The organism is Pseudomonas sp. PDM03 (assembly GCF_014852385.1).
Lineage (GTDB): Bacteria > Pseudomonadota > Gammaproteobacteria > Pseudomonadales > Pseudomonadaceae > Aquipseudomonas > Aquipseudomonas migulae.
This window is the reverse complement of sequence record NZ_JACVBM010000020.1, coordinates 116,235-142,887: the sequence shown is the minus strand read 5'-3', so window position 1 is coordinate 142,887 and position 26,653 is coordinate 116,235. Positions and strand designations below refer to the sequence as shown.

At 60.4% G+C, this 26,653-nt stretch carries 25 protein-coding genes and 1 pseudogene; 9 read left to right on the top strand and 17 right to left on the bottom strand.

The genetic code is table 11. From position 1 onward, the window contains the following. Positions 1–176: 176 nt before the first annotated feature. A complete protein-coding gene (locus IB254_RS23975; protein WP_192419787.1) occupies positions 177–1,070 on the bottom strand; it encodes a PA4780 family RIO1-like protein kinase in 894 nt (297 codons plus the stop codon). Positions 1,071–1,514: 444 nt separating this feature from the next. Here IB254_RS23975 and IB254_RS29990 point away from each other — a divergent pair. Next, a pseudogene (locus tag IB254_RS29990) lies at positions 1,515–2,603 on the top strand (cache domain-containing protein); the annotation flags it as partial. Positions 2,604–2,693: 90 nt separating this feature from the next. After that, entirely contained in the window at positions 2,694–3,461 is a 768-nt protein-coding gene (locus IB254_RS29985) for a methyl-accepting chemotaxis protein (protein WP_390959830.1), read from the top strand. A 104-nt stretch (positions 3,462–3,565) separates the two neighbouring features. Here the strand turns inward: IB254_RS29985 and IB254_RS23965 are convergent, their stop codons facing one another. Both IB254_RS23965 and IB254_RS23960 read right to left on the bottom strand, forming a co-directional pair. Beyond that, positions 3,566–4,357: an AraC family transcriptional regulator gene (locus tag IB254_RS23965; RefSeq protein ID WP_192419785.1), complete on the bottom strand. Its 792-nt coding sequence runs from the start codon at positions 4,355–4,357 to the stop codon at positions 3,566–3,568. Positions 4,358–4,479: 122 nt separating this feature from the next. Next, positions 4,480–5,757 (bottom strand): acetyl-CoA C-acetyltransferase, encoded by a 1,278-nt coding sequence (locus tag IB254_RS23960; protein WP_192419783.1) that lies wholly within the window; start codon positions 5,755–5,757, stop codon positions 4,480–4,482. 199 nt (positions 5,758–5,956) lie between these two features. Here IB254_RS23960 and IB254_RS23955 point away from each other — a divergent pair, with 199 nt between their 5' ends. From IB254_RS23955 to IB254_RS23940, 4 genes are all read left to right on the top strand, one after another. Next, a complete protein-coding gene (locus IB254_RS23955; RefSeq protein ID WP_192419781.1) occupies positions 5,957–7,309 on the top strand; it encodes a 3-oxoacyl-ACP reductase in 1,353 nt (450 codons plus the stop codon). A 2-nt stretch (positions 7,310–7,311) separates the two neighbouring features. After that, positions 7,312–8,166 (top strand): MaoC family dehydratase, encoded by an 855-nt coding sequence (locus tag IB254_RS23950; RefSeq protein WP_192419779.1) that lies wholly within the window; start codon positions 7,312–7,314, stop codon positions 8,164–8,166. Positions 8,167–8,281: 115 nt separating this feature from the next. Beyond that, the gene (locus IB254_RS23945) at positions 8,282–8,419 is read left to right on the top strand and encodes a hypothetical protein (RefSeq protein ID WP_008031296.1); all 138 of its coding nucleotides are present in this window, start codon (positions 8,282–8,284) and stop codon (positions 8,417–8,419) included. Continuing rightward, positions 8,416–10,401 carry a sensor histidine kinase gene (locus tag IB254_RS23940; RefSeq protein WP_192419777.1) on the top strand — a complete coding sequence of 662 codons (1,986 nt, stop codon included), beginning with the start codon at positions 8,416–8,418 and terminating at the stop codon, positions 10,399–10,401. Before IB254_RS23945 ends, IB254_RS23940 begins: the two co-directional genes overlap by 4 nt. Before the next feature lie 140 nt (positions 10,402–10,541). Here IB254_RS23940 and IB254_RS23935 read toward each other — a convergent pair whose 3' ends face one another. Genes IB254_RS23935 through IB254_RS23920 form a run of 4 tightly spaced genes read right to left on the bottom strand, consistent with a single transcriptional unit; the run spans position 10,542 to position 12,832 of the window. After that, positions 10,542–11,099: a DUF4136 domain-containing protein gene (locus IB254_RS23935; protein WP_192419775.1), complete on the bottom strand. Its 558-nt coding sequence runs from the start codon at positions 11,097–11,099 to the stop codon at positions 10,542–10,544. Between the two features lie 54 nt (positions 11,100–11,153). Then, positions 11,154–11,768 carry a DUF4136 domain-containing protein gene (locus tag IB254_RS23930; RefSeq protein WP_192419774.1) on the bottom strand — a complete coding sequence of 205 codons (615 nt, stop codon included), beginning with the start codon at positions 11,766–11,768 and terminating at the stop codon, positions 11,154–11,156. A 12-nt stretch (positions 11,769–11,780) separates the two neighbouring features. Then, positions 11,781–12,530 (bottom strand): methyltransferase domain-containing protein, encoded by a 750-nt coding sequence (locus tag IB254_RS23925; RefSeq protein ID WP_192419773.1) that lies wholly within the window; start codon positions 12,528–12,530, stop codon positions 11,781–11,783. Continuing rightward, complete coding sequence (locus IB254_RS23920; RefSeq protein WP_007951009.1) at positions 12,530–12,832, bottom strand: MazG-like family protein; 303 nt, start codon at positions 12,830–12,832, stop codon at positions 12,530–12,532. The genes IB254_RS23925 and IB254_RS23920 overlap by 1 nt, the downstream gene beginning before the upstream one ends. Before the next feature lie 242 nt (positions 12,833–13,074). Here IB254_RS23920 and IB254_RS23915 point away from each other — a divergent pair, with 242 nt between their 5' ends. Next, positions 13,075–13,368 carry a hypothetical protein gene (locus IB254_RS23915; protein WP_192419772.1) on the top strand — a complete coding sequence of 98 codons (294 nt, stop codon included), beginning with the start codon at positions 13,075–13,077 and terminating at the stop codon, positions 13,366–13,368. A gap of 161 nt (positions 13,369–13,529) precedes the next feature. Next, entirely contained in the window at positions 13,530–14,879 is a 1,350-nt protein-coding gene (locus IB254_RS23910; protein ID WP_192419771.1) for an MATE family efflux transporter, read from the top strand. Here the strand turns inward: IB254_RS23910 and IB254_RS23905 are convergent. The 10 genes from IB254_RS23905 to IB254_RS23860 all read right to left on the bottom strand — a co-directional run bounded on the left by IB254_RS23905 (position 14,873) and on the right by IB254_RS23860 (position 24,610). Next, positions 14,873–15,658 carry a DUF4123 domain-containing protein gene (locus tag IB254_RS23905; RefSeq protein WP_192419770.1) on the bottom strand — a complete coding sequence of 262 codons (786 nt, stop codon included), beginning with the start codon at positions 15,656–15,658 and terminating at the stop codon, positions 14,873–14,875. The two genes, IB254_RS23910 and IB254_RS23905, sit on opposite strands and share 7 nt — an antisense overlap. Next, positions 15,655–16,971: a contractile injection system protein, VgrG/Pvc8 family gene (locus IB254_RS23900; RefSeq protein WP_192419769.1), complete on the bottom strand. Its 1,317-nt coding sequence runs from the start codon at positions 16,969–16,971 to the stop codon at positions 15,655–15,657. The genes IB254_RS23905 and IB254_RS23900 overlap by 4 nt, the downstream gene beginning before the upstream one ends. Positions 16,972–17,204: 233 nt before the next feature. Further along, positions 17,205–19,118 carry an arginine decarboxylase gene (speA, locus tag IB254_RS23895; RefSeq protein ID WP_192226980.1) on the bottom strand — a complete coding sequence of 638 codons (1,914 nt, stop codon included), beginning with the start codon at positions 19,116–19,118 and terminating at the stop codon, positions 17,205–17,207. Positions 19,119–19,336: 218 nt separating this feature from the next. Beyond that, positions 19,337–19,708 (bottom strand): translation initiation factor Sui1, encoded by a 372-nt coding sequence (locus IB254_RS23890; RefSeq protein WP_008031278.1) that lies wholly within the window; start codon positions 19,706–19,708, stop codon positions 19,337–19,339. A 293-nt stretch (positions 19,709–20,001) separates the two neighbouring features. After that, entirely contained in the window at positions 20,002–20,559 is a 558-nt protein-coding gene (locus tag IB254_RS23885; RefSeq protein WP_008031277.1) for an NUDIX hydrolase, read from the bottom strand. 3 nt (positions 20,560–20,562) lie between these two features. Continuing rightward, positions 20,563–21,630: a DUF2333 family protein gene (locus IB254_RS23880; protein WP_192419767.1), complete on the bottom strand. Its 1,068-nt coding sequence runs from the start codon at positions 21,628–21,630 to the stop codon at positions 20,563–20,565. Positions 21,631–21,783: 153 nt separating this feature from the next. Beyond that, positions 21,784–22,260, bottom strand: a complete 477-nt coding sequence (locus IB254_RS23875; RefSeq protein ID WP_192419765.1) for a hypothetical protein — start codon at positions 22,258–22,260, stop codon at positions 21,784–21,786. Continuing rightward, entirely contained in the window at positions 22,257–22,763 is a 507-nt protein-coding gene (locus tag IB254_RS23870) for an Hcp family type VI secretion system effector (RefSeq protein ID WP_192419764.1), read from the bottom strand. The genes IB254_RS23875 and IB254_RS23870 overlap by 4 nt, the downstream gene beginning before the upstream one ends. 15 nt (positions 22,764–22,778) lie before the next feature. Beyond that, complete coding sequence (locus IB254_RS23865) at positions 22,779–23,462, bottom strand: hypothetical protein (RefSeq protein ID WP_192419762.1); 684 nt, start codon at positions 23,460–23,462, stop codon at positions 22,779–22,781. Then, complete coding sequence (locus tag IB254_RS23860) at positions 23,459–24,610, bottom strand: DUF2515 family protein (RefSeq protein ID WP_192419760.1); 1,152 nt, start codon at positions 24,608–24,610, stop codon at positions 23,459–23,461. Before IB254_RS23860 ends, IB254_RS23865 begins: the two co-directional genes overlap by 4 nt. Positions 24,611–24,925: 315 nt before the next feature. Between IB254_RS23860 and gcbA the strand changes: the two genes are divergently transcribed. After that, complete coding sequence (gcbA, locus tag IB254_RS23855) at positions 24,926–26,596, top strand: diguanylate cyclase GcbA (RefSeq protein WP_192419757.1); 1,671 nt, start codon at positions 24,926–24,928, stop codon at positions 26,594–26,596. Positions 26,597–26,653 lie beyond the last annotated feature (57 nt).

The following is a 26,653-nucleotide window of genomic DNA, read 5'->3' as shown; positions in this document are numbered from 1 at the left end:
GCCTTGAAGACGCCATCGTCGGAGCGCCGCCCGCAGCAAGCCGGCTCCTACAAGTGAGGCGGATTCATGTTCAACATCAATGTTGAATGTGCCGGCCTCATCGCTGGCAAGCCAGCTCCTACAGGGATTGTGGTGTTACAAAAAACCCGGCCGAAGCCGGGTTTCTTTTCAACCGTTCACTGCATCCACGGTGGAGGCGGTTCTTCGGTTTTGCTCGGTGGCGCATCATCTGCTGCGCGTACCGCTTGTTTGCGTTCTTCATCCAGGCGTGCCGCCTCGATTTCGCGCATGATCCCGCCGACGTCGGCCAACTCTTCCGGTTCGTCGAACTCGCCGGTCAAGACACTGGCCGGGTGCAAGGTGCCGGCTTCGTACAGGGCCCACATTTCCTTGGCGTATTTGGTCTTTTTCAACTCCGGGGCAAACCGCCCGAAGTAGGACGCCATGTTGCCCACGTCGCGCTCCAGCATGCTGAACGCGTGGTTGTTGCCCGCCGCATCGACCGCTTGCGGCAGGTCGATGATGACCGGGCCGGTCGGCGTCAACAGTACGTTGAACTCGGACAGGTCACCGTGCACCAGGCCGGTACACAACATCAGCACGATCTGCGAGATCAGGAACGCGTGATATTCGCGCGCCTGGTCCGGCTCCAGCACCACGTCGTTCAGACGCGGGGCGGCATCGCCGTACTCGTCGGCCACCAGCTCCATCAGCAGCACACCTTCAAGGAAGTCGTAAGGCTGAGGAACCCGCACACCCGCACCGGCCAGACGGAACAGCGCCGCTACTTCGGCGTTCTGCCAGGCATCTTCGGTTTCTTTCTTGCCGAACTTGGAGCCCTTGGCCATCGCCCGAGCCTGACGGCTGTTGCGTACCTTGCGACCTTCCTGGTACTCGGACGCCTGGCGGAAACTGCGTTTATTCGCCTCCTTGTAGACCTTCGCGCAACGCAACTCGTTGCCGCAGCGCACCACATAAACAGCTGCTTCTTTACCACTCATGAGTGGGCGCAGCACCTCGTCGACCAGACCGTCCTCGATCAGGGGTTCAATGCGTTTTGGAGTCTTCATCAGCTTTTATTGTGGGTCCTTTATTACCAAACACGCGAAAGTCATTCGTTATACGGCAATCCACTCATTCGGGGGAGGGGTTACCGACCTATGAACGTTGCGGATGCACACAATGTGCCGAAAAAACCCGGCAAACCCGCCGATGCTCATCGACCGCCAAGGATCATAGCCGAGCCGGCAGCACTTGTTGGAGAAGGGATGCGAGGGGATTGGCGACAGAATCCGACATACCGGTCCCTACCGTTCGCAAGATTTTTTTCAACAGCCCTCAATTTCCTCCTTTAGCAGCCGAAGTCATCTGTAACAAAGTGAATTGTCCGACGATCGTTCCGACAGAAAACGATGGCGTGCCCAAGGGATCGGGTTCAACAAAACGTTTACGGCTGCCAATAATTCCGCGAGTCATCTGCACTGCGTGGGCCTACAAGAAAATCTGGAGCGCGGATGAACATCAAACAGAAGTTGACGTGGGCGTTTGCAATCATCGCCTGCCTGCCCGTGGTGCTGGTCGCCACCCTCGTTGTGTTGAACTTGCGCAGTGATGCCAAGGACGAGTTCGTCGACAACAGCGGTCGTGAAATCCGTCAGGTCAGCAATGCCATGCAACTGTTTTTCGACGGCATCAGCCAGAACGTCGAATACCTGGCCAAGCAACCGCTGATCACAAACTCCGACGACAGCCTCAAGACCTACATGAAGGCCGACGCCGCCAGCGTTCCCCAAGGCGAGGCGGACAAAAAAGTCTTCGGCTTCCTGCAGGACCTGGGCAACGCCCATCCGTCCTACGCCTACGCGATCCTCGGCACTGCGGCCGGCGGTTACGTGTCGTGGCCGGACGATGCCAAGCTGGCCAACTACGACCCGCGCCAGCGTCCGTGGTACAAGGCGGCCCAGGCCAAACCGGGCAAGCCGTTCCGTACCGAGGCCTATTACTGGGCCGAAAATGATACGTCCTACGTCAGCACCGTACGCACCATCGACAACAAGCTGGGCACCAACGGTGGCGTGGTCAGCATCGACGTGTCGCTCAAACAGCTCACCGAACTGGTTAAACAGATCAAGCTCGGCGAAACCGGCTACCTGATGCTGCTGGAAAACTCCGGCACCGTACTGGTCGATCCGAAACAACCGGAACACAACTTCAAGGCACTGGGCAGCCTCGGCGAAGGTTATGCGCAACTGGCCAAGGCCGGCAAAGGCCTGGTCGAAGTCGAGCTCAATGGCGAGCGCTACATGGCCAACGTCTGGCCTTCCGAGCAACTGGGCTGGACCTTCATCGGCCTGATCAAGCAGAGCGATGTGATGAGCACCGCGACCCAACTGACCTGGTTGATCGCAATCATCGCCGCCGTACTGGCCGTGGTCTTCGCCGTCGTCGGCGCCAGTTTCGCCAGCGTCATCGTGCGTCCGATCCGCAGTGTGGCCGATGGCCTGGAAGGCATTGCCCAAGGTGAAGGCGACCTGACCAAGAACCTGCAAATCCGTGGCAGCGACGAAACCGCGCAACTGGCCAACTGGTTCAACCAGTTCCTGGCGGCGATTCGCAACCTGATTCAAAGCATCGGCGGCGCCGCGACCAAAATCCTCGCCACCTCCAAGAGCTCGACCCAGGTCTCCAGCGACATGGCCGAAGCGGCCGGACGTCAGCGTGAAGCCGTGGACATGGTATCGACCGCGTTCCACGAAATGGTCGCCACCGCCAACGAAGTTGCGCGCTCGTGCAGCCAGGCGGCCGAGTCGGCCGACAGTGGCCAGCGCCAGGCACGCGAAGGTCAGCAACAGATTGATGCCGCCGTGACCAGCGTTGATCGCCTGAGCCAGGAAATCGAACAGTCGGCGCAGTCGATGCAACAACTTGAGCGTGACAGCAACGACATTCAGTCGATTCTCGGGACCATTCGTTCAATCGCCGAACAGACCAACCTGCTGGCGCTGAACGCCGCCATCGAGGCCGCACGGGCCGGTGAACAAGGTCGCGGTTTTGCGGTAGTGGCGGACGAAGTGCGGGCCTTGGCCAAGCGCACCGCCGACTCCACGGCGGAAATCGACGGCCTGCTTGGCAACCTCGCCAAGCGCACCAGCCAGGTGACTCAGCAGATGCATGCGAGCCTGGAAGTGTCGCAGCAGTCGGTGACTCGCATCGGTGAAGCGCGCAGCAGCTTCGGGCAGATCCGTGAATCGGTGGACGTGATCCGCGACATGAACACCCAGATCGCCACAGCGGCTGAACAACAGCATCAGGTGGCCGAAGACATCAATCGGCACATCAGCCAGATTCATGGCGATGCGCAGTTGGTGGCAGAACTGGCGAACTCGGCGCGGTTGGATTCGCAGAGCCTGGCCGGGTTGTCGAATGAGCTGGATGGGCTGGTTCGCCGTTTCCGTACCTGATCCAGAACCTCGGTGGCCGCTTCGCGGCCATTCGCGGGCAAGCCTCGCTCCTACAAAAACAGCGCAAAACCCTGTAGGAGCGAGGCTTGCCCGCGAAGAGGCCATCACTGTCTGAACAACTCTCCCGGCGTAAACCCGAACAACCCCTTGAACGCCGCAATAAACGCCGACGTCGAGTCATACCCGCACGCCAACGCCGCATTCGTCACGCTGTCCCCCTCCTCCAGCAAACTCAACGATGACAGCAGCCGCACCCGTTGCCGCCAGCCACGAAAACTCAACCCCGTTTCACGCTGGAACAAGCGCATCAAGGTCTTCTCCGACGTACCCAATCGTTGCGCCCATTCCTGCAGGGTCACGTTGTGTTCCGGGTTTTCGATCAATTCGTTGCACAAGCCCAGCAAGCGTTCATGGCGCGGCAGGGGCAGCGAGAAACCGACCTCCGGCAAATTCGCCAGTTGATCCAGCAGCACATTCACCAGCCGCGCCTCCGGGCTGTCGCCCTGTGGATATTCCACCGGCAGCGCACAAAAACTCTTGATCAACTCCCGGGCCAGCGGCGTCACTTCCAACACCCGGCAGCGGCCGTTCGCCCATTGGCAATCCTCGCGACGCACGTAAAGGCTGCGCATTTCGGCGCGCATCGAGGTCACGACCTGATGTTCGAGATCTGCCGGAATCCAGATCCCCCACTGCGGCGGCGCAAAAAAACTGCCCTCGGCGGTGTGCACACCGAGGACCCCGCTGATGGCGTAGGAGAATTGCACCCAGTCGTGGCGGTGAGACGGCGTCCATGAACCGGCGTTGAGGCTTTCGGCACGTGCGTACAACGGACGCGGCAACACGGTCAGGGCCGGGATGGTCCGTTCGAGGGATTGTTGTCCGTTAGTCGGCATTGACTGGCCTTGTGTCGCTAGGTGGCTTGTGAGGCCGACGTTAGGGCAAGTCACTCATCTATTCAATATCGGTGATCCCCGGTCTCGCTCCTACAGGTTCCCGGTTTCATTCTGTTAAATCTTCAGCGTTCGATGATTGCGGTGACGCCCTGCCCGCCCGCCGCACAAATCGAGATCAGCCCCCGGCCCTTGCCTGCTGCGTCGAGCAGCTTGGCCAGATTGGCGACAATGCGCCCGCCCGTCGCTGCAAACGGATGCCCCGCCGCCAGTGAACTGCCTTTGACGTTGAGCCGGCTGCGATCGATGGAGCCCAGTGGTGCGTCGAGGTTGAGGCGGGTTTTGCAGTACTCAGGATCTTCCCAGGCCTTCAAGGTGCAGAGCACTTGTGCGGCGAAGGCTTCGTGGATTTCGTAGTAATCGAAGTCCTGCAAGGTCAGGCCATTGCGCGCCAGCAAACGCGGCACCGCGTACACCGGCGCCATCAACAGCCCTTCGGCACCGTTGACGAAATCCACCGCCGCCGCCTCGCCATCGCGCAAATACGCAAGGATCGGCAAGCCGCGTTCCTTCGCCCATTCTTCACTGCCCAGCAGCACCAGCGACGCGCCGTCGGTGAGCGGTGTCGAGTTGCCGGCGGTCAGCGTGCCTTTGGCGCTTTTCTCGAACGCCGGTTTCAGCGACGCGAGTTTTTCCAGGGTCAGGTCCGGGCGCAGGTTGTTGTCGCGGGTCAGGCCGAGGAACGGCGTCATCAGGTCGTTGTGCCAGCCTTCGGTGTAGGAGGCCGCCATTTTCTGATGACTTTCCAACGCCAGTTGATCCTGCTCGGCGCGCGCAATGTTCCAGGTCTGCGCCATCAGTTCGCAGTGTTCGCCCATCGACAAGCCGGTGCGGGGTTCGCCGTTGCGCGGAAATTCCGGGACGAGATGACCCGGTCGCAGCTGCAAAAAGGTTTTCAGTTTGTCGGCAGTGGTCTTGGCGCGATTGGCTTGCAGGAGGATTTTGCGCAGGCCTTCATTGATGCCGATGGGCGCGTCGGACGTGGTATCGACGCCGCCTGCAATGCCGCACTCGATCTGGCCCAGAGCGATTTTATTCGCCACCAGCAACGCCGCTTCCAGACCGGTGCCGCACGCTTGCTGAATGTCATAGGCCGGCGTGGTCGGCGACAGCCGCGAGCCGAGCACGCATTCGCGGGTCAGGTTGAAGTCCCGGGAATGCTTGAGCACCGCGCCCGCCGCCACTTCGCCCATGCGCAAACCGTGCAGGTTGAAACGCTCGATCAGGCCTTCAAGTGCGGCGGTGAGCATCACCTGGTTACTCGCGGTGGCGTACGGCCCGTTGGAGCGTGCGAAGGGAATCCGGTTACCGCCGATGATCGCGACGCGGCGCAGCTGAGTCATAAAAAGCTCCTGATGAAAATCCAAATGCGCGCCCCCCCTGTAGGAGCCAGCTTGCCGGCTCCTACAGGGATTGCATCGCTACAAAATCCCGGGATAAAACCAATCTGCAATGTCCAAGCGTAGGCCTTATCTCGTGGATCGAACGACTGATTGCCATTCGTGGTCCACACTTTGAACCCCAGCTGCTGGAGCGCGTTCCATGTCTGACCGCTATATCGACTTCGCCAATTCATCCATCGGCCATCGTCTGGTCGGGGCCTTGGGGCTGCCGTCGCCGGTTCGGCTGGAACGCTGGCAAGCGGGCCGGCTACGGCCTGTCGAGGGGGCGCTGCTGATTGGCGGCGGGCCGCTGGCGGAAAAAGTTAGCGCCTTCGCCAACCGCCTGACCGATGCGATTTACAGCTACGGCAGCGAACCTTCGATCGCCACCGCGTGGATTCCCGGCCACGGCCCGAAACTCAAGGCGGTGGTGTTCGACGCCAGTCATCTGGTGCAAACCGATCAGCTCAAGCAACTGCGCGAGTTCTTTCAGCCACTGATGAAAAACCTCGATCACTGTGCGCACCTGGTCATTCTCGGGCGCGCGCCGCAGACGTTGAGCGATCCGTTTGCCGCCAGCGCCCAGAGGGCCCTGGAAGGCTTCAGTCGTTCGCTGGCCAAGGAACTGCGCAGCGGCGGCACCTTGCAACTGATCCACGTCGGCGAAGGCGCCGAGGATCAACTGGAAGGCCCGCTGCGGTTTTTCCTTTCGCCCAAAAGTGCGTTCGTCTCCGGGCAGGTGATTCACCTGAACCCCTGCGCCACGCCAGTGACGGACTGGACGCGTCCGTTGTCGGGGCGCAAGGCGCTGGTCACCGGCGCGGCGCGGGGCATCGGTGCATCGATTGCCGAAACCCTGGCCCGTGACGGCGCCGACGTGATCCTGCTCGACGTGCCGCCGGCGAAAACCGATCTCGACGCCCTCGCCGCACGCCTCGGCGGACGCAGCATCACCCTGGACATCTGCGCCGAAGACGCCGCCACGCAGTTGATCGAGCAATTGCCTGATGGCGTCGATATCGTGGTGCACAACGCCGGCATCACCCGCGATAAAACCCTGGCCAACATGACTCCGGAATTCTGGGACGCGGTGCTCGCGGTCAATCTCAATGCACCGCAAGTGCTGACCAAGGCCCTGCTCGACAGCGGCACCTTGCACGATAACGGCCGGGTGATTCTGCTGGCGTCCATCAGCGGCATCGCCGGCAATCGCGGGCAAACCAATTACGCGGCGAGCAAGGCGGGTTTGATCGGTCTGGCCCAAGCCTGGGCGCCGCGGCTCAACGAACGGGGCATCAGCATCAACGCGGTGGCACCAGGATTCATCGAAACACAGATGACCGCACACATTCCCTTTGGCTTGCGTGAGGCCGGCCGGCGCATGAGTTCGCTGGGCCAGGGCGGCCTGCCGCAGGACGTTGCCGAAGCGGTGGCCTGGCTGGCGCAACCTGGCACCGGCGCGTTCACCGGACAAGCGCTGCGGGTCTGTGGACAAAGTGTCTTGGGGGCTTAGCGATGATCACCGATTGGCACACACTCAACCGCGAACCGAGCCTGCCAGGGTTGTATGTGCAGGCCGCTACGCGCCGCAAGATCACCGGCACCACGCTGCCCGATTCGGGTTTGCGTTGCTGGGTCGATGTTGACCCGAAACGCCTGGCGGCCTATCGCAACGTCTGCGGGTTTGCCGACAACGGTTTGTTGCCGCCGACTTATCCACACATCCTGGCGTTCGCGCTGCAGATGCAACTGCTGACCGCCAGGGATTTTCCGTTTCCGCTGCTGGGGCTGATTCACCTGAGCAACCGCATTCGCGTCTTGCGACCCATGGGCGGCGTGAACCGCGCGCGCATCAGCGTGCAGGTGCAGAATCTGCAACCCCATGCGAAAGGCGCGACGTTCGAGCTGCTGACCACGCTCGATGATCAGTTGGGGCCGTTGTGGGAGGCTGAAAGCCGGATGCTCTGTCGCGGGGTCAAACTCGAAGGCGAACCGGTCGAGGAGGTGCTGACCCCGGCGTTGCCTTTGAGTGAAGTCACCCGCTGGAAAGCGCCGGCGGACATCGGTCGGCAATACGCCAAAGTGTCCGGCGACTACAACCCGATTCACCTGAGTGCGGTGAGCGCCAAACTGTTCGGCTTCCCGACGGCCATTGCCCATGGGTTATGGAACAAGGCGCGAACGCTGGCTGCGCTTACCGATCATTTGCCCACGGCGAACGTCGAGATTGCCGTGCAGTTTCGCAAACCGGTACGCCTGCCCGGCGAGGTGACACTGCTCGCCAGTGCGGCGGGGTCCAGTGGAGATTTTCAGCTGCTGGGTGCCGGGGATCTGGAGCATATGGTCGGACATTGGCGACCGGTTGCCTGATCGTTCGCATCAACCAGATCAGCAGGACAAAGCTCTGCATCCGGCAAAAAACGAACGTTTTGGCTGAATGATTCTATGCTGACATTACATAGTGATAGTCAGGGTAGACGCACTCATGAAAACGAACCTCCCCCGCAAGCAAAAAAGTGCCGTAGCCACCACGGATCGGAGCCGGCAACTGGACAGGATTCCCGCCGCGCTGTATTTCGATGCCGCCACCGACGCCATCGCCCGTTCGAGCGTGCAATTTTGAGTTCCGGGGACAAGCTGTTCGGGCGCTTGCTCAACCGTCATCCGCCGCCACCGGAAATCCCCAGCGCCCTGAGCATGCCAGGTGTCGGCTTACAGATGCGCCTGGATGCCGAAGGCCGGGTCATTCATCTGGCGGGCCCGCTGCGCCATGGTCTGGCCCAGCAGCACCCCGCCGCGCAGGCGCCGCTTCTACACGATTACCTCATGCCGCACAGCAGCCTCGCCGTCCAAGGCACACCGGCCGACTGGCAAGGACAAAGTCTGGATCTGGACTTTTACAGCCTCAGCGGGCAGCCCCTGCACCTGCGCGGCTGGGTGCAGCCGTTGGCCGATGCCTGGCTGCTGCAATTACTGGACATCGGCGATTTGTTGTACGAACGCCGGCAAGCGCGCAGCCGCGAACTCTGTCAGTTGCTCGCGACACAGATCGGCGACCAGTTGCGCCTGTGCAGCCTGGCGCGTCTGCCCGACGTACTGCTGGAACAACTGCAACATCTGGCGCGGCGTTTTCAAATCCCGTGCATGGCCGTGGCATTGCTGGATGAACAGGAAGATGGCTGGCAGATCCACCAACATTACGCGGCCTTTGATGCGCCCCGGCTGTGGCAAAACGGTCAACGCCTGGGCACCGGGCTCGACAGTTTGAACGGCTCCGCCCCGCAGCATTTGACCCTCGGCGAGCACCCGCGCCTGCACAGCCTCTTCGGTAATGCCGAAGGGTTCGCGGTGCCTTACCACGATGCCCAAGGCGTGGTCGCGTGGTTGCTCTGTGGTTTTTACCCGGTGCAACAACGTGCACCCGACGTCGGAGAACGCGACTGGTTGCAGCTCGCCGCCGCGCTCGCCGGGCCATTGCTGGAGCGATTGCGCGAGCATCAGCACCATCTGCAACTGGAGCGACTGGAATCGCTGCAAGCCTTGCTCGGCAGCGGATGGTGGGAAATCTTCAGCGACAGCGCCGAGGTGCAATTGGCGTCGTCGCTGGCCAACACACTGAACCTGATCAGCACACGCATGCCCCTGCACGCCTGGCTCGAGCAGGTCCACCCTGCCGACCGCAAAGCGCTGCGCAGTCGCCTGCAAGACTTGCAGGACGACGGCACACCTTTATTGCTCTGCGTGCGCCTGCATCACCCCGACACGCCGACCTGGTATCGCCTGCAAGGCCAAGCCATGGGCGTCGGCAAAGACCGGCGGCTGGTGGGTTTCATGCTCGACATCAGCGACATCAAAAACCAGCGGCAGGACGCCGCGACGGCCCAGAGCGCGAAAATGGCCACCCTTGGCGAAATGGCCACGGGCCTGGCGCATGAAATCAGCCAGCCACTGAACGTGATGCGTCTGGCCATCGTCAACGTGCTCAAGCACTTGAACAACGGTGATGTGCAGGTCGACTACCTGATCGACAAACTCAACCGCATCGATGCCCAGGTCCAGCGTGCGGCGCGGGTGGTGGATCACATGCGGGTGTTCGGCCGCCGCTCGGAGGCCGAGCAGCATCCCTTCAATCCGGTTGACGCCATCGGGGGCACGCTGTCGCTGCTGGCCGAGGAGTTGCGAGGCAAAGGCGTCGAGCTCAGGGTCAGCGAGACCGGTTTCCAGGTTCAGGTGCGTGGCAATGTCGATCAGCTGGAACAGGTGCTGATTAACCTGATGGTCAACGCGCGGGATGCATTGCTGAGCAAATGCGAAACGGATGGGGATTTCAAGCCGTGGATTTCGCTGCACACCGAACGTGACGAACATTCAGTGCGACTGTGGGTCGAGGACAACGGTGGCGGTATCGATCCGCAGTTGCTGGAGCGGATTTTCGAACCGTTTTTCACCACTAAACCGGTGGGTGTGGGTACGGGGCTGGGGTTGTCGGTGAGCGTTGGCATCATCGAGAACATGGGTGGAACACTGCGTGCGAGCAACTCGGCCGAGGGCGCTCGGTTCTGTATCGAATTGCCGATTGCAGTGGACGATCGGATCACCGAATAGGCTTTGTCTTTCTGGCTGACAACCGCCAGCCCAGACAACAAAACCCCTGTAGGAGCCGGCTTGCCGGCGATGGCGGGTCAACACTCAACATCTATGTTGAATTTGGCATCGCCATCGCCGGCAAGCCGGCTCCTACAGGTTTATTTGGGAGGGTAATTGGCGAGGATCCGCCCGACCGTCTCACGTATCGCTGTGCTGCGGTCCGTCGGGTTCGGCGTGCGACTGAGGATTTGTTCGTCACTGCCGCGCCACACCAGTTTGCCGTCCTTGCCGTCGAGCAGGTCGATCTGGATGATCGCCACTTTGTAGCTGATGTTGCGGGTTTCGTTGTACATCGGCCCACCCCAGTAGCCATTCCACGGGTTACCCCAAGCGCCGCCGTAGTTGGTGGTCACTTGTTGCTGACGGTCTTCGACGATCAGGTAGGTTTGCACGCTCACATCGCCCATTTTGCCCGCAGCGGCCGGGCGCAGGCCGCGCTGGTCCAGCTGATCGGCCACCGATTGGCGGATGCGCTGTTCGGTCAGGTCGCTCTTGATCCGTGGGTCATCGGGGCGATATTGCAGGGCAGGGTCTTTCCAGCTCCAACTGCGATAGGCGGCAAAATCGCGGCTGGCGTCGAAGTCATGATTGACCTGGTTGGCGGCGCAGGCTGTCAGGAGCGCGGCCACTGCCAGTAAAACGAGACGGCGGAACATGATGATTCTCCGATTGAAGACATGAACCTGTGAAACGCTTCTTTTTTACAGAAGCTAACCAGGAGGATACGCCGACATAGCCTTTTCCACAGCCTCCCGAATGGCATCGGCGCGTGCACTCTGGCTGCCTTTGTTGCTGGTTTCGGCGCTCGAACTCCAGACGGGTTGGCCGCTTTGAGCATCGAACATGTCCACCTGCACCACCACGACCTGTTCCGAATAGGTGCGAACGATCGGCACCGTGTTGTACATGCCATAACCGCTGCCGTAGCGGTTGTAGCCGCCATACCCGCCGCCGTAGTAACCGTAGTCGTCCTGAACCTGCCGCAAGCGGGTTTCCAGATGCAGATTGGCGCTGACGAACAGGTCCGCCGGGCGATTGTCGTGCAGCGGGCGCAAGCCGCGCTGATCGAGGGCGTTGCTCACGGCTTCGGCGACTTGCGCCGAGTCCGCCCACGCCGAACCCGGCGGCAGTTGCCCATTGAGCCAGGCCCAACTGCGGTAGCGGCCGTAGTCACGTGGCGGGGCCGGATAGGCGCTGCGGTCGAACGTGTTGGCGGCCTCGGGCGGTGCCGGCGGTAAAGGGTTGGATGTCGCCACATAAGGGTTGCTGCCCTGGCAGGCAGCCAATCCCAGACAGATCACCAATAACCCGGTACGACGCTTCATTTCGCGCTCCGATCAGACCGGCCGACAGATCCAGTGCAGGTAGCGCCCAAGCCCGGCAAAACTTGGGTGACGCCGGTGGGCCAGCTCCATTTCGAGTAAGTCCACCAGTTCGGCGCGAGCCTGAAATTCCACTGGCATGTAGTCGTGAAAAACCCGAACCCCGCTCTGGGTTTCGACCTGCCACAAACCTTCAAGTTGCACCGCCAATTCACGCGGATCAAGGGGCTGTTGCGGCGTCAGGCTCTGCTTTTCGCCGGCCATGTCGTTCTTGCGCATTTTGCGGAAGTGGCCCTTGAGCAGGTTGCGGTAGATCAGTGCATCGCGGTTGTAAAACGCCAGGGACAACCAGCCGCCCTGCTTCGTCAACTGATGCAGCACCGGCAGAATCGCGTGGGGTTCGGCCAGCCATTCCAGTACCGCATGGCACAGCACCAGGTCGTAGGGTTCGGTGAGCTGACCGAGCAGGTCCTGCCACGGCGCCTGAATAAAAGTGGCCGTCTGGCCTGCATCGGCAAAGCGCTGGCGAGCCCCTTCAAGCATGGGTTCGGCAGGTTCGGCCAGTGTCACGTCATGCCCGCGCTGGGCCAGCCACAATGACATGTGGCCCAGGCCGGCGCCGATATCGAGCACGCGCAAGGGGCGGTCCGGCAGGGTTTCCGCCAGGTCGGCCTGAAGCACCGCCAGACGGATCGCACCTTTGGCGCCGCCGTAAATCTTTTCGGCGAAGCGGGTCGCCAGTTGATCGAAATGACGGTCGCTCATCAGCTGAACCTCCGTTCACTGTCCGCGAGTTTGCTGCGCACCACTTCATTCATGTCCAACCCCAACTCGCTGCACAGCAGCAGTAGATAGAGCACGATGTCGCCGACTTCCTGCCCTGCATGGGCGAGTTTGTCCGCCGGCAACTGGCGCGACTGGTCTTCGGTCAGCCACTGGAAGATCTCCACCAGCTCGGACATTTCCACACTCGCGGCCATGGCCAGGTTTTTCGGGCTGTGAAATTGCCGCCAGTCATTGCGGTCACGGATGGCGTGCAGGCGTTCGGTCAGTTCAACAAGGTTCATCGGGCTCTCCTGAAGGCGTATAGCTTCGGGGGGATGGCCGGGGATGGCAAGTGGGTAGATTTATTGTGGGAGTGAGCCTGCTCGCGATAGCAGTTTGTCAGCCAACATCAATGTTGAATTCCAGTCCGCTATCGCGAGCAGGCTCACTCCCACAGGTAAGATGCAGCCACTATGCTTGTGGGGAACTCCCCAATGCGATCAATGGCCCAAGGCTCAACCACTTACATCAGGACGTTAACGACATGCAGGTAGACAGTTTTTTCGAATGGCTCGGCCAGGCGCTCGGCTCGGTCATCCGCTTTATCGTTGACGCCCTCAGCGGCCTGTTCAATCAGTTGAGCAACGCCGGCAGTAATTTCGTCGAAGGGTTGTCCCGCGCGCTGGGCATGGACACGTCGATCATCAGCATCATCGCGCTGATCCTGGGGCTGATGCTGTTGTGGTCGGCGATCCGGGCGTTCATGAATGCGTCGATCATCATGGGGATCATCTGGTTGCTGCTGGGGTTGTGGTTGCTTAGCTGGATAATTCATTAACAACTCAGTTCCCTGTGGGAGCGAGCCTGCTCGCGAAGGCGGTGTGTCAGGCGATAAAAATGTTTACTGACCCGCCGCATTCGCGAGCAGGCTCGCTCCCACAATGGATCGGCGCAGATGCCGGATGTATCGCTACAATGCCCGCTCCCCAAGGAGCCTGCATGTCCAACCTGATTGTCGACTGGCGCGACCGCCCGACCCATCGCCGGGTCTGGGCGCTCGCCGCGCCCATGATTCTCTCGAACATTTCCGTGCCGCTGGTGGCGCTGGTCGACAGTACGGTGATCGGTCACTTGCCCCACGCCCATCAGTTGGGCGCCGTCGCGGTCGGGGCCAGTCTGTACACGTTTCTCGCCTGGGCCATGGGCTTTCTGCGCATGGGTTCCACCGGGTTTGCCGCCCAGGCCGCCGGACGCGGGGATGGCGCGGCGTTGCGGCAGATCCTGTTGCAAGGCCTGTTGCTGGCCATGGGGCTGGCCATTGCCTTGGGTGCGCTGGGCATTCCGTTGAGCGGTGTCGCGCTGCACTTCATGCAGCCTTCGGCGGAACTGGATCAACTGACCCGCGAATTCTTCCACACTCGATTGTTCGGTCTGCCTGCGGCGCTGGCCAGTTACGCGTTGGTCGGCTGGTTCCTCGGCACGCAAAACGCCCGGGCGCCGCTGGCGATTTTACTGAGCACCAACCTGGTCAACATTGCGCTGAACCTGTGGTTCGTCCTCGGACTGGAGTGGGGCGTGGTCGGTGCGGCCCGGGCCTCGGTGATCGCCGAATGGACCGGCGCGCTGATCGGCCTACTGATGACCCGCAAGGCACTGCGCGCCTACCCCGGTCACATCGCCTGGGCCGCGTTGGCGCTGTGGCAGAGTTGGCGACCGCTCCTGGCCGTCAATCGCGACATCTTCATCCGCAGCCTGTTGCTGCAATCGGTGTTTTTCCTGATCACCGTACAAGGTGCGCGGCTGGGTGACGCCACGGTCGCCGCCAACGCTTTGCTGCTCAATGGTTTGCTGCTGACGGCCCACGCGCTCGACGGGTTGGCCCATGCCGTGGAAGCGCTGTGCGGGCACGCGATTGGCGCCCGCGACCGGGACGCCCTGCGTCGCTCATTGGTCGTCGCTTGCGGATGGTCGCTGTTGGCGAGCCTGGGGTTTGCCGTGCTGTTCCTGTTTGCCGGGCACTTGTTCATCGAGATGCAGACCGACATTCAGAACGTACGCGACACGGCGTTCATCTACCTGCCCTATCTCGCCGCCCTGCCGTTGATCGCGGTCTGGAGCTATTTGCTCGACGGGCTGTTTATCGGCGCAACCCGCGCCCGGGAGATGCGCAACGGCATGCTGTTGACCGTGATCCTGCTGCTGCCATTCGCCTGGGCGCTGCAAGGTTTGGGCAACCACGGGCTGTGGATAACTTTCCTGTTGTTCATGGTGTTGCGCAGCATGACCCTCGGCGCAATCGCCTGGGTGCTGCGCAACAACGATGGCTGGTTCGCGGGCCGGGTTCATTGAGGCTGATTGTTCTGCCAGCATTTGCGCAGGCTATCAAGACGCTCCTGCTGCGTAAGCCCCGACAACGGCTGCACCAGCGAAGCTCGGGGGTTCTGCAGGCGCAGCCATAACCAGCCATCAAGCACCGGCCGCTCGCTGAAACCCAGCGCCAGCCCTTCCTGCACATGGGACCACAGGCGGCTGAAATCGGCCCCGATGGATTGGCTCCAGTGCCAGGCATGCTGCTCCAGCAAGCAGGTTTGCAGGGTTTCGCGCTGACGTGAACTGAGGCTTTCTTCGACCGCCAGCGGGCTGACGGCGAGCCCCGGGTTGAGCAACTGCTGCCAGCCCTCGCTGCCGATCGCGCGATCGGCCCAGGTCCCGCCGAACCAGTGCAACTGGCTGATCGGACCCAGCCAGCGACTCAGTTCCCGGGCATCACAGGCATCGAAAAAGTAACTGGCCGTGTTCGGGTTGTAATAACTCAACAAGGCCCGATGGTGCAGCCCGCAAGAGACGATGAGCATGCGGCGCAAATGCTCCAGCAACTGCGATGACAACACCTCGCTGACGATCAGCAAGCCACGCCAGACCTGCGTTTGGCTGTAGCACAACTCGGCCAGTGCCGGGCACGTTCGAAGGTCAATGAGTACCGGGCCGTCTTCGCGCAGCGCCTGCAGTTCGGTGCCCTCGAACAACCAGAACCACTGGGCCTGCGCGAACACCTGATGCAGTGCTGCGCTCGCTTGGGCTGCACTCGGGACATCCAGCAACAGCCATTGCGGGGTTGCGCCAATCATGCCGCACCGCTCTGGCCAAACAGCGTCGCCGCCCGACAGGTGCAAAGCGCCTGCGGGCAGTGACTGAAGCTGCCGCCGCCGGGCAACAGGCACAACAACACCAAGGGCTCGCCCGAGCGCAGGAGTTCCAGCAAGCCGTCATGGGGTGATCCGTCCTGAGGCGGGCTGGGCTCCTCAACCTCTTCGAGCGACGACGGCGCGTGAAGAAACCCGCAAATCAACGGCTGATCCGGATCGCCCTCGATAAAGCTCACCACCACCTCGGTCCCTTCGCTCAGCGGCGAGGCGGTCGGCCCTTCCAGTTCAGCCGCCAACGGCAGCCAACAATGACTGGGCGTCGCGCCTTCACCCTGATAGAGCCAGTCAAACTGCACGGCAATCGGTCTGGAGGGATCGGGCCGCAGCTCATCGACGTCGACCACCCAGGCTCGTTGCAGGCTGTGCATCCGTGGTTTCATCGCGCAATGCGGCGAGACGAAAGGCAACTCCCAATGAATCGCACGGATCTGGTTGCTGTACGGGGCCAATGGATCCTGACTGCCCTGATGGTCGACATGGGTCAGCAACCACAAATGATTCCAATCGGCGACCGGATGGCCAGACAAGGGCATCAACTGACCGCTGCGCAGCGTCGGCAGGTCCGTGCAACCTTCGGCACTTTGCGCGGTGCGTTGCTCTGCCTGAAGCTGAAACCGGCGCACCGCAGGAGAAGCTTGCCCGACCGCGAACACCGCGTTTTCGCCGAGACGAAAATGCCCGTGGCCGTCACCGAACACCACGCAATGCCCATCGCTCTGATGCTCGAAATGGTAGTGAAGGCGTTCCTGAGCACACAGACGCTGGAGAAAATGCAGATCCGATTCCCGATACTGCGTGCAGAAATCACGGGGCGGGTAATCGCCAGTCAATTCGAAGCGCCGGTCCCTGCCGGTAATGCCGTGTTCCTTGAGCACCTGGCTAAGGATCTCGGGCACCGACAACGCGCTGAAAATCCGCTGGCTGAAACGCTGGGACAGGCACGTAAGCTTCGGCCCCAGACGCACGTGGCAAAGCCTGACGCTCGGGCCATAGTCACGCTGGACCAGTTCATGCAGTTGGCCATGGAAAGTGCTGCCCTCTGGCCCGAAATGCAAAACGGCCGGACGGTACAGCAGGCTCGCAAGGTCCAGCATCGGGTCATTGATCAGCAGATCCACATCGAACACAAAGGGCTCGCTGATCGCTTCTCTACCGGTAAAGGCCAGGACTTCGAAAGGGTCGGGCAGACCGGCTACATCCAGACGAAATGAAGGTTCGTTGACTGGATCGAACATCGGCGATTCTCTACAGGAGGGGCGGCCGGGGATTCTCGCCGAGAGACATGGCCGAGTAGAGTGCCGAAGTACAACTTAGGAAATGGCCTACGCGAAAAGAAGACCATATGGCTTTGATAGCCGGGAGTGTGGGACGTTTCGCTTGAAAACAGAGAACCGCCGCACCAGGTCATCTGAAATTTCCGCAGCGTGCGGAACATTTTCAGACAACCTGGCGAGAACGGCGACTTACCTCAGGAAGACAGGTAAGACGAACGGGTCAGCCCCAGACGCAAGGCGTCGAGGAACTGGGTGCGCTCGGCCGCGGTGATGCGCGCACTGGCGCACTTGTCGCGGTAGTGGGTCATCAGCTCTTCCGGCGACAAATGCACGTAACGCAGCATGTCTTCGATGGTGTCGTGGGTTTCGATACCCGCGTGGTACACGCTGCCGTCGGCATTCTGGTAAATGTTCACCGAGTCGGTGTCACCGAACAGGTTGTGCATGTCGCCAAGAATTTCCTGGTAGGCGCCGACCAGGAAGATCCCCAGCAGGTAGTCTTCACCCTCATTCAGTGCGTGCACCGGCAGGCTGGTCTCGATGCTCTGCTCGTCGACGTATTGCTTGATCTTGCCGTCGGAGTCGCAGGTCAGGTCTTGCAGCACCGCGCGGCGCAGCGGCTCTTCGTCGAGACGGTGCAGCGGCAGGATCGGCAGGACCTGGCCGATGGCCCAGGTGTCCGGCAGGCTCTGGAATACCGAGAAGTTGCAGATGTACTTGTCGGCCAGCTTGTCGTTGAGTTCGTCGAGCACCTGACGGTGGGAACGCTGACGCGCCTTCAACGAGTTGTGCAGGCGACGGCACACGGCGAAGTAGCATTGCTCGGCCAGGGCTTTTTGCGCCAGGGTCAACTTGCCGTCGGCGTACTGGGTGGCCACGTCGCTCATGTAGTGAGTGGCGCGCCAGTAGGTTTCGGTGACCATTTCGATGTCGGTCGGGCCGAGCAGGTCAACCAGCCACTGCACGGTTTCCGGCAGCTCTTCCTTGTTGTCGATCTTCGGCACGTCGTCGTTGTGTTTTTCGACGTCGGTCACCTGAACCACCAGCATCGCGTGGTGGGCAGTCAGGGAACGGCCGCTTTCGGAGAAAATGTTCGGGTGCGGCAGGCTCTGCGCGTCGCAGAACTCCTTGAGCATCCCGACCACGACACCGGCGTAATCGTCCATGTCGTAGTTGATCGAGCTGGCGTTACGCGAGTGCGTGCCGTCGTAGTCGACGCCTAGTCCGCCACCGACGTCGATGTGGTCAACCGGCAGGCCGAGGTTGCGCAGTTCGCCGTAGTAACGAATCGCTTCTTTGAAACCGTGCTGGTAGTCCGCCAGGTTGGCGATCTGCGAGCCCATGTGGAAGTGCAGCAGACGAATGCCCTGGTCCAGACCCGCCGCGCGGAAACGCTCGACCACCGACAGCAGTTGCGCCGCCGACAGACCGAACTTGGATTTCTCGCCACCGGTGTCCGCCCACTTGCTCGAAGCCAGGGATGACAGGCGCACGCGCAAGCCGACCTGCGGCTTGACCTTCAGCGAGGCGGCTTCTTCGATCACCAGGCCGACTTCGGATTCTTTCTCGATCACGATGAACACGTTGTGGCCAAGCTTCTGGCCCATCAGCGCCAGTCGAATGAACTCGCGGTCCTTGTAACCGTTGCACACGATGGTGCCGCCCTTCGGCGCCAGTGCCAGCACGGCCAGCAACTCAGGCTTGGAGCCGGCTTCCAGGCCGATGGACACGTTCTGCGTGGCGATGATGTTTTCGATCACCGCTTCTTGCTGGTTTACCTTGATCGGGTACAGCGCGGTGTACTTGCTCTGGTATTCCAGGCGCTCGATGTTGGCATCGAAGGCACCGGTCAGCTGACGCACGCGGTCTTGCAGAATGTCCGGGAAACGCACCAGCAGCGGCAAGGACAAGCCGCTTTTACGCAGCTGGTCGACTTGCTCGAACAGGTCGATAGGCGAACTGGCCGGACCGTTCGGACGAACCTCGACGCGACCGGCGTCATTGATCGCGAAATACCCGGCCCCCCAATGGCGAATCCCGTAAACACTGCGGCTGTCCGCAACTGTCCATTGGCTGCCATCGTCTTTGCGTGTGCGTCGTACGGACATTGAAGTCCCCTATAAAGAAGTCATAGAGCGTCGCCTGGGTTCAGGCCGGCGCAGTCTAAAGGATGAAAATGACGGTTCGTCAACGAGGGGATAGACCTCGCTGACCGCAGTGAGTTTAGAAACCGGTCAGAACAGGCTCTGTGAAAACCATGTAGACGACACCAGACCAGAAGGAAACCGGGACCGGGTCAAGCCGAGGGTGGTTTTCACAGAGGCTGCTAGCCGCCGGACTTCTTTGCCTTGAAACCGAGTTTGATCAGCTCGCCCAACAGCAGCTCGACATGATCGCCCTGGATCTCAATGATTCCGTCTTTCAACGCCCCACCGGTGCCACAGCGTTTCTTCAGCGTGGTGGCCAGGTCCTTGAGCGCGTCTTCAGCCAACGGCACGCCGGTGATGGTGGTCACCGTCTTGCCGCCACGGCCCTTGCTTTCGCGACGCACGCGAGCGATGCCGTCGCCGGCCGGGATAACGGTCTGTTTGCAGATACAGGCGTCCACCGGCTTACTGCAATCCGGGCAATGACGACCTGCGTCGGTGGAAAATACCAGGCCACCAAGGGCGGCGAAGGATGCGGCTTTTTTGGCCACCGGCAATCCTCTTGGGAGGACAAAGACTGGTCGCGGCAACCTGGGCAGGTGCCATCGACCGCGAAGCCCCACTCAGGCAGGGGCAGCGCTACTGAACCGGTAAAACCCTTGTAGGAGCGAGCCTGCTCGCGATGGACGTCAACGATAACGCGGGCATCCAGAACGAACGCGTCGCCTTTGAGTTCATCGCGAGCAGGCTCGCTCCTACAGAAACAGCAATACCGGTTCAGCTTGAAAAGGTCGCGCAGTGTAACGGCAAAAAGCCGACTTGCTAAGAGCCAATCGGCGCCAATTTATGCCTCTTTTGCGACGTCCCCGCCACGAGCCCGGAGATAGCGCTTCAACGCAGCCAGAGAGTCCGGGCAGTAAGGCTTTTCGTCGATTTCCCGAAGCACTTCATCGATTGGCAAAAAGCGCGCTTCGAGCACCTCTTCCGGTTGCAGGGTCAACGGCCCGTCCCACACCGCCGAAAACGCCGAACACCACAAACGATTGCCGGTGTCTTCGAAGAAAAAATGATCATGGGCAGTGAGTTCCACCCCGCTCACGCCCAACTCTTCTTCAAGCTCGCGGGCGGCCGATTCGGCGTAGGTTTCGCTGGCGAGCACCATGCCCCCCGCCGCTACGTCCCAATACCCGGGATAAATCGCTTTGCTCAGAGTGCGCCGGTGAACACAGAGCTCGCCAGCCGAATTGAACAGCATGATGTAGGTGCCGCGCCCGATCAGCCCGCGCTCGCGCAGGTCCGAGCGGACCAGTGCGCCGAGCAGGTTGTCCTGCTCGTCGACCCAGGCGATCTGTTCGGCATCCGAAGCCGCGCGGTGGGCGGCCTCTCTGGCGTTATCGACCATGACTCAGCCCTGATTGAGCAGTTGACGCAAATCGATCACTGCGGCGTTGGCCCGGGAAATGTAATTGGCCATGACCAGCGAGTGGTTGGCCAGTACGCCGAAGCCGCTACCGTTGAGGATCATCGGGCTCCAGACCGGTTCCTGCGACGCTTCCAGCTCACGAATGATCTGGCGCACGCTGACGGTCGCGTTCTTCTTCGCCAGCACATCGGCGAAGTCGACTTCGATGGCACGCAGCAAGTGGGACAAGGCCCAGGCCTGACCCCGAGCTTCATAGAACACGTTGTCGATCTGCATCCACGGGGTTTCGACGATTTCCTCGTCAACCTGTGGCACCTGACCCGGCGCGACCACTTCGGTCTTCAGCGCGGTGTTCAGTTTGACCCGGCCAACGCTGGCCGACAGGCGTTGCGACAGCGAACCCAAACGGGTGCCCACATCGCCCAGCCAGTTGTTCAGGTTGTCGGCGCGGGCATAAAACAGAGCGTTTTTCTGCAATGGGTCGGACAAGCGCGCCTGATAGCGGCTCAGGGAATTGATGCCTTCCTGATACTCGGACTCGCTGGAGGGCAGCACCCAGCTTTTATTGTCGAAGTTGAAACGCGGCTCGGCTTTCGCCAGATCGGCGTCTTCGGCCGATTGCGACTGCGAACGGGCGAAGTCTTTGCGCAACGCCCGCGTCAGATCACGGACCTGGACCAGCACGCCATATTCCCAGCTCGGCGTGTTGTCCATCCACAGGCCCGGCGGGAAACGGTCGTTGGAGATATAGCCGCCCGGTTTGGTCAGCAAGGTACCGGCGACGGTCTTGAGCGTTTCGACCGTGGTGTAGCCGATGACCATTTGCTTGCCTTCTTTCTCGGCCGCCACTTGAGCATTCTGTTGTACCGGGAACAGCGCCGGCTCCTGGCTCCAGTACCAGCCAAGCACAAAGGCCACAATCAGATAGAGGCCGATCAGCGTGGCCAGCGCCCGACTGAACAAAAGGCCACCGATGTAACTGCGGGTAGCCGATTTCGGTTCAGCGGCACGTTCAGGCGCGCTGCCCGCGCGGTTCTTCCAGTCCAGCATGGCGATATCCTTTCAATCACTTGAGTTCATCGGTTCGACCACAACCATACAACAACGTGCCTTTGCCCGGCACCCGTCGTCGGGTTATCCCGATAAATTAACTCCGGAATTTTTGATCACCGTGTGCGCATAAACTCAGTCGCCCTGCCCGGGTTAAACGCCAATCAGCGTCATTGAAATTTGCCGCACCTCAGTTGATGTAAAGAGATGCGCGATACCCTTGCCGTCGGTTCTGCGTGGAGAGGTGTCCCCATCCACCGTCACGCGGTAGTGACGCTGTGCCAGCGGCTCACCCATAACACTGTCTACGAGCCGAAAGATTCTTGGGGATCTTGTGGGCTGGACGGGCGGATATTGCATCAGCTCGATCATTTTTGGATCAAAGGTGCGATCGGGCATTTTCCAGTCAGCGTAGTCGGCTTCAGGCCTGACCAATCGCCAATCTCCCCGTTCAATCTGGTCAAGCACCTCGCTGTCGAGATCGATCAGCAGGCTGGCACGCAGTTCATTCAAGCCTTCGATGGGCTGCCGATCAAGCAATGTCTGTCGCACAAGGTCCACCGCTTGCTCGCTGGACCAGGCATGTTGGCGCTCCCGTTCGGACAGATGAATGTGATCGACCAACCTCATCCCTGCACCTCGGTGTTCCACTCGTCGGAGCCCATGGTTCGGCTGATTTCATGCCTCCAACAAATTCGCCGGTAACTGAAATGGACCTTCTCCAGTTGAGTGATGTGAGCGGTGTCGGGATCCTGGCAATGCGGCATGAGCACTTCAGCGCCGATGATCACCGCGTCTTCCAGTTCCATCGTGTAGAAATGCTCCTGGATTCCCTGAGCCGAAGTGCGATACCACTCGACGCGGCATATTTTTAGCAATTCTCCAGAACATAAAGCGTTGTTGATCAGCGGTGTCGCTTTGTCGATGGCCTTGGTGACGATCAAGGGCTTGTGCATCCGACGACCTGCGCCCGACCCTTTCGGTACGAAGATCCCGTGGCTCAGGGCCTGGATCATGATTTGGTCCTCACGCCCCTTTTGATAAATGTTGCCCACCGACGCCTCAGTAAATGCACCAGCGCTGATCAGGCCTTGGTGTTCGCCGCGAAGGGTCATGAAGGCGGGGGTTGGCATGGTGGGGCTCCTTTTTTATTTGGGTTGTGGGGCTGGGAAGTGACTGGGTTCGTCGTACATGTCTTCGATTTCGTCGAAGGGCCTCCAGGCTTTACCGAGGTCCAAGGTGATGAGGTAGCGTTCCTGACTCGGATTTCGATAATCCTCGAAGCGTCCCAGTATCAGCATGGCCTGATACTTGTCGCCCGCCTGCCAATAGGATCGCCCGGAAAGAATTCCTCTACTCAAGTAAGCCCGCCACTCATGGGTATCCGCGATCGTGGGATTGTTTCGTAGCCCCTTTGCCACCCAGCCTTTTTCGCGCCATTGGTCTTGCAGGTCGAGAACTACCTTGAGGGCATCATCGATCAGTAGTGGCTCGATCTGCGGGGACATGCGGATGCTGCTAACGATATTGTCGTCAAATACAACAGTGAAAAAGCGCGCTCTCGGTGTGACGAATTCGTACTGCGGATCGATGAATCGAAGGCGCGCATCTGTCTTGGGAAGGCCCATCCAGACGTGCCCGGGGACCATCGGACTGAAGGGAACTGAAGAATGTTTGCGCAAGGTTTCGTAGGTACCGCCCATTTCCAATGCGATGACCGGCTCTTGCGATAGAGACTCGAATAACTGATTCGTAGCCATCCATAGCAGGACAGCCAGAAACAGCCAACCCGCCCCAAGCCGCCAGCGGTCGATACCTGGCCGCAGACTCATGGGATTACCTGCCCAGACGCAATCTCGATGATCGACTGCCCAAGTACACTTCGGTTTGTGTCGTCAAGCATCTGATCAAAGCGTGCTGCAGCGCGAAGTACGAAAGGCATTCGCTGCTGGATATCCGACAAGTCCGCCAGCGGGTTATTGCTGAAACCAATGGTGCGCTCGTCCTCGACGCGCTCACATTGACTGGTGAGGGTCAACTCAATCGCCTGGGCAACGCCTGAAGGAAACCCAGTGACGTAGGATGCGTGGTTGGCACGCAGTAAGCTGACCAACTGCCGATCCTTGTAAATAGTTGGCTGGAGAATATTCTGTTGCTCATGCCAAGCCAAATGCTCAACGCTACCGGCAATGTCTCCATCCTCTATCGCCTCAAAACCCAGAAAAATCTCGGTGTAATCCAGCCCGAATTCCAGCTTCTCCTTTCCCACCGGCCACAGCACCGGAAACTTCGGATGCCCAAATATTCCCGCCCGTGCTCCCAAACACTTTTTCAACTCTCTGAACCCACGCTTCGCATAAAACTCATGCAACGGAAAAACATCCAGAAACAGCGTGGTATTCCCCAGCGCCATCATGTCGTGCACATGCCGGAACTGTTGTTGCACCAGCGACAAATCCTCACTCGCTGAACGAAAATCCAAAGAGGGCACCGGATTGCGCGCATCCGCTTCCTTATAGTCACGCAACTCTTGCGCCTGCCCGGCCATCCTGTCAGGCGTCAGCAAACCATGCTCTCGGCGGCTATCACGCATACGCTCCCGCGACTCATGCTCATCGCGAATGAGATCGATACTGTCCGCCGCATGAAGCAGTCCGCAGCCAACCTGCTTGGAGGCAAACGCCGCCAGCCCGGCCCACTGAAACCTCGGATCATGCAGCCATAGCCGGGCGTACGCGGCATTGATCGCACGATTGCGCTCCACTGGATCGGCGATCAGGACTCCGCCGGGAGCGACGATTTCTTCCGCCGCGCGTTGGTAATGCCGCCACAGGCATGCGCACGTAAGAATCGGCACATCGGTGACAAGGGTTTTGCTGCCATAAAGCTCCACCTCTTCGCATTCACAATCAGCAACGGGCGTGCTGTTGTGATTCAGGCGCTGCTCGTCGCTGGGATGTTCTTTGAAACACTGGGTCATGATGGGCCGATGGCATCTAAGGGTTTCCCTGACACCCTACCAGCCGAAAATCCGGTTCAAGTCTGCCGGCGAAAAATCAGAACTCCCCGACAAGTAACGCTCGCCGGGATGACAGACGATTCGCGAAAACAGGCAGGAGAGGCCCTGATCATGGGTAATGTCAGATCACCGACACACATTTTCAGACCCGCCAGTCAGAAACTGAATGACGTCGCATTGCAGATTATTGACATACGACACTCATGCGACTGAAAAGAGGTGCTAGCATAGAGCCACCAGTCGATCTCAGCATGCACCCTAACTAGTAGTCAGGATATGACCGAGCCAGAAGACCCCAGCCGTGAGCGCCTCAAGCACCACTTTGCCCAGCGGGTAATTCATCAGGCACGTCAAATTCTTGAGATCTGGCAGCGCCTGCAACGCAGTGAGTGGTCCACCACCGACTTATCGGAACTGAGTGAAGCCAACCTGCGCCTGCTGCGTTTCGCCGAGCGCTTCGAACAACCGGAACACACGCAGCTGGCACGCCACATCGGCCAGTCGCTGGAGGCTGTCGACGCCAATCGCGGACGCCTCAGCAGCGGCCTGATCACTGACCTCAATCGCTTGATGCAGCGCCTGTCGCGTACCGGCCTGCGCCATGGCGATCAGCTCGAACAAACCTTCCTGCCGCCGTTGCGCAAGCCGATCTACGTGATACTGCAGGATCACGACCGTGCCGAGCGACTGGCCAAACAACTGGAATTTTTCGGCCTCAGCGCCCAGTCCCTCGACAGCGTGTCGGCGTTTCGCTCCTCGATGGTCGAGCGTTTGCCTGCCGCGATTGTCATGGACGTGGACTTCAGCGGCCCCGGCGTCGGCCTGAAACTGGCCGCCGAAGCCCAGGTCGGCCTGGATGAACCGTTGCCGTTGCTGTTTTTCAGCCTGCTCGAAACCGACACCCCGACCCGCCTCGCCGCGGTGCGTGCCGGCGGCCAGGAATTTCTCACCGGCACCCTCGAAGCCTCGAGCCTGTTGGAGAAAATCGAAGTCCTGACCTGCGTCGCGCAGTACGAACCTTATAAAGTGCTGATCATCGACGATTCCCGCGCCCAGGCCTTGCACACCGAGCGCCTGCTCAACAGCGCCGGGATCGTCACGCGCACCTTGATCGAGCCGATCCAGGCCATGGCCGAACTGGCGGATTTCCAGCCCGACCTGATCATTCTCGACATGTACATGCCGGCCTGCACCGGTACGGAACTGGCCAAAGTGATCCGTCACAATGACCGCTATGTCAGCGTGCCGATCATTTACCTGTCGGCCGAAGACGATCTGGACAAGCAGCTCGACGCCATGAGTGAGGGCGGCGACGACTTCCTGACCAAACCGATCAAGCCCCGGCACCTGATCACCACCGTGCGCAACCGCGCGGCGCGGGCGCGCAATCTGAAAGCGCGGATGGTCCGCGACAGCCTCACCGGGCTGTACAACCACACGCACATCCTGCAATTGCTCGAAGACTGCAGCTTCCGCGCCCGCCGCGAGAGCAAGCCGCTGAGCTTCGCGATGCTCGACATCGACCACTTCAAACGGGTCAACGACAGCCACGGCCACCCCATGGGCGACCGTGTGATCAAGAGCCTGGCGCTGTTCCTCAAGCAACGATTGCGCAAGACCGATTTCATCGGCCGTTACGGCGGCGAAGAATTTGCCATCGTCATGCCGGACACCGATATCGAAGCGGCCTATAAAGTCCTCGACGAAATCCGTCAGCGCTTCGCCGAAATCCATTACCCCGCTCAGCCCCAGGACCTCTGGTGCACGTTCAGCGCCGGGGTGGTCGAGCTGTGCGAAGACTCCGACGGCCTGATGATGGCCAGCCAGGCGGACGAGGCGCTGTACCGTGCCAAGCATGCCGGACGCAACCGTGTACAAGCCGCACGGACATCAAAGCAAAGTGCCACTTTTTCATCGGAATCGACCCATTCAGTCATAACCCTGTAACAGAAACGCAATAACTTCAGGCACTTACCATTTCGCCGTTGGTAGTCCCTTGATGCG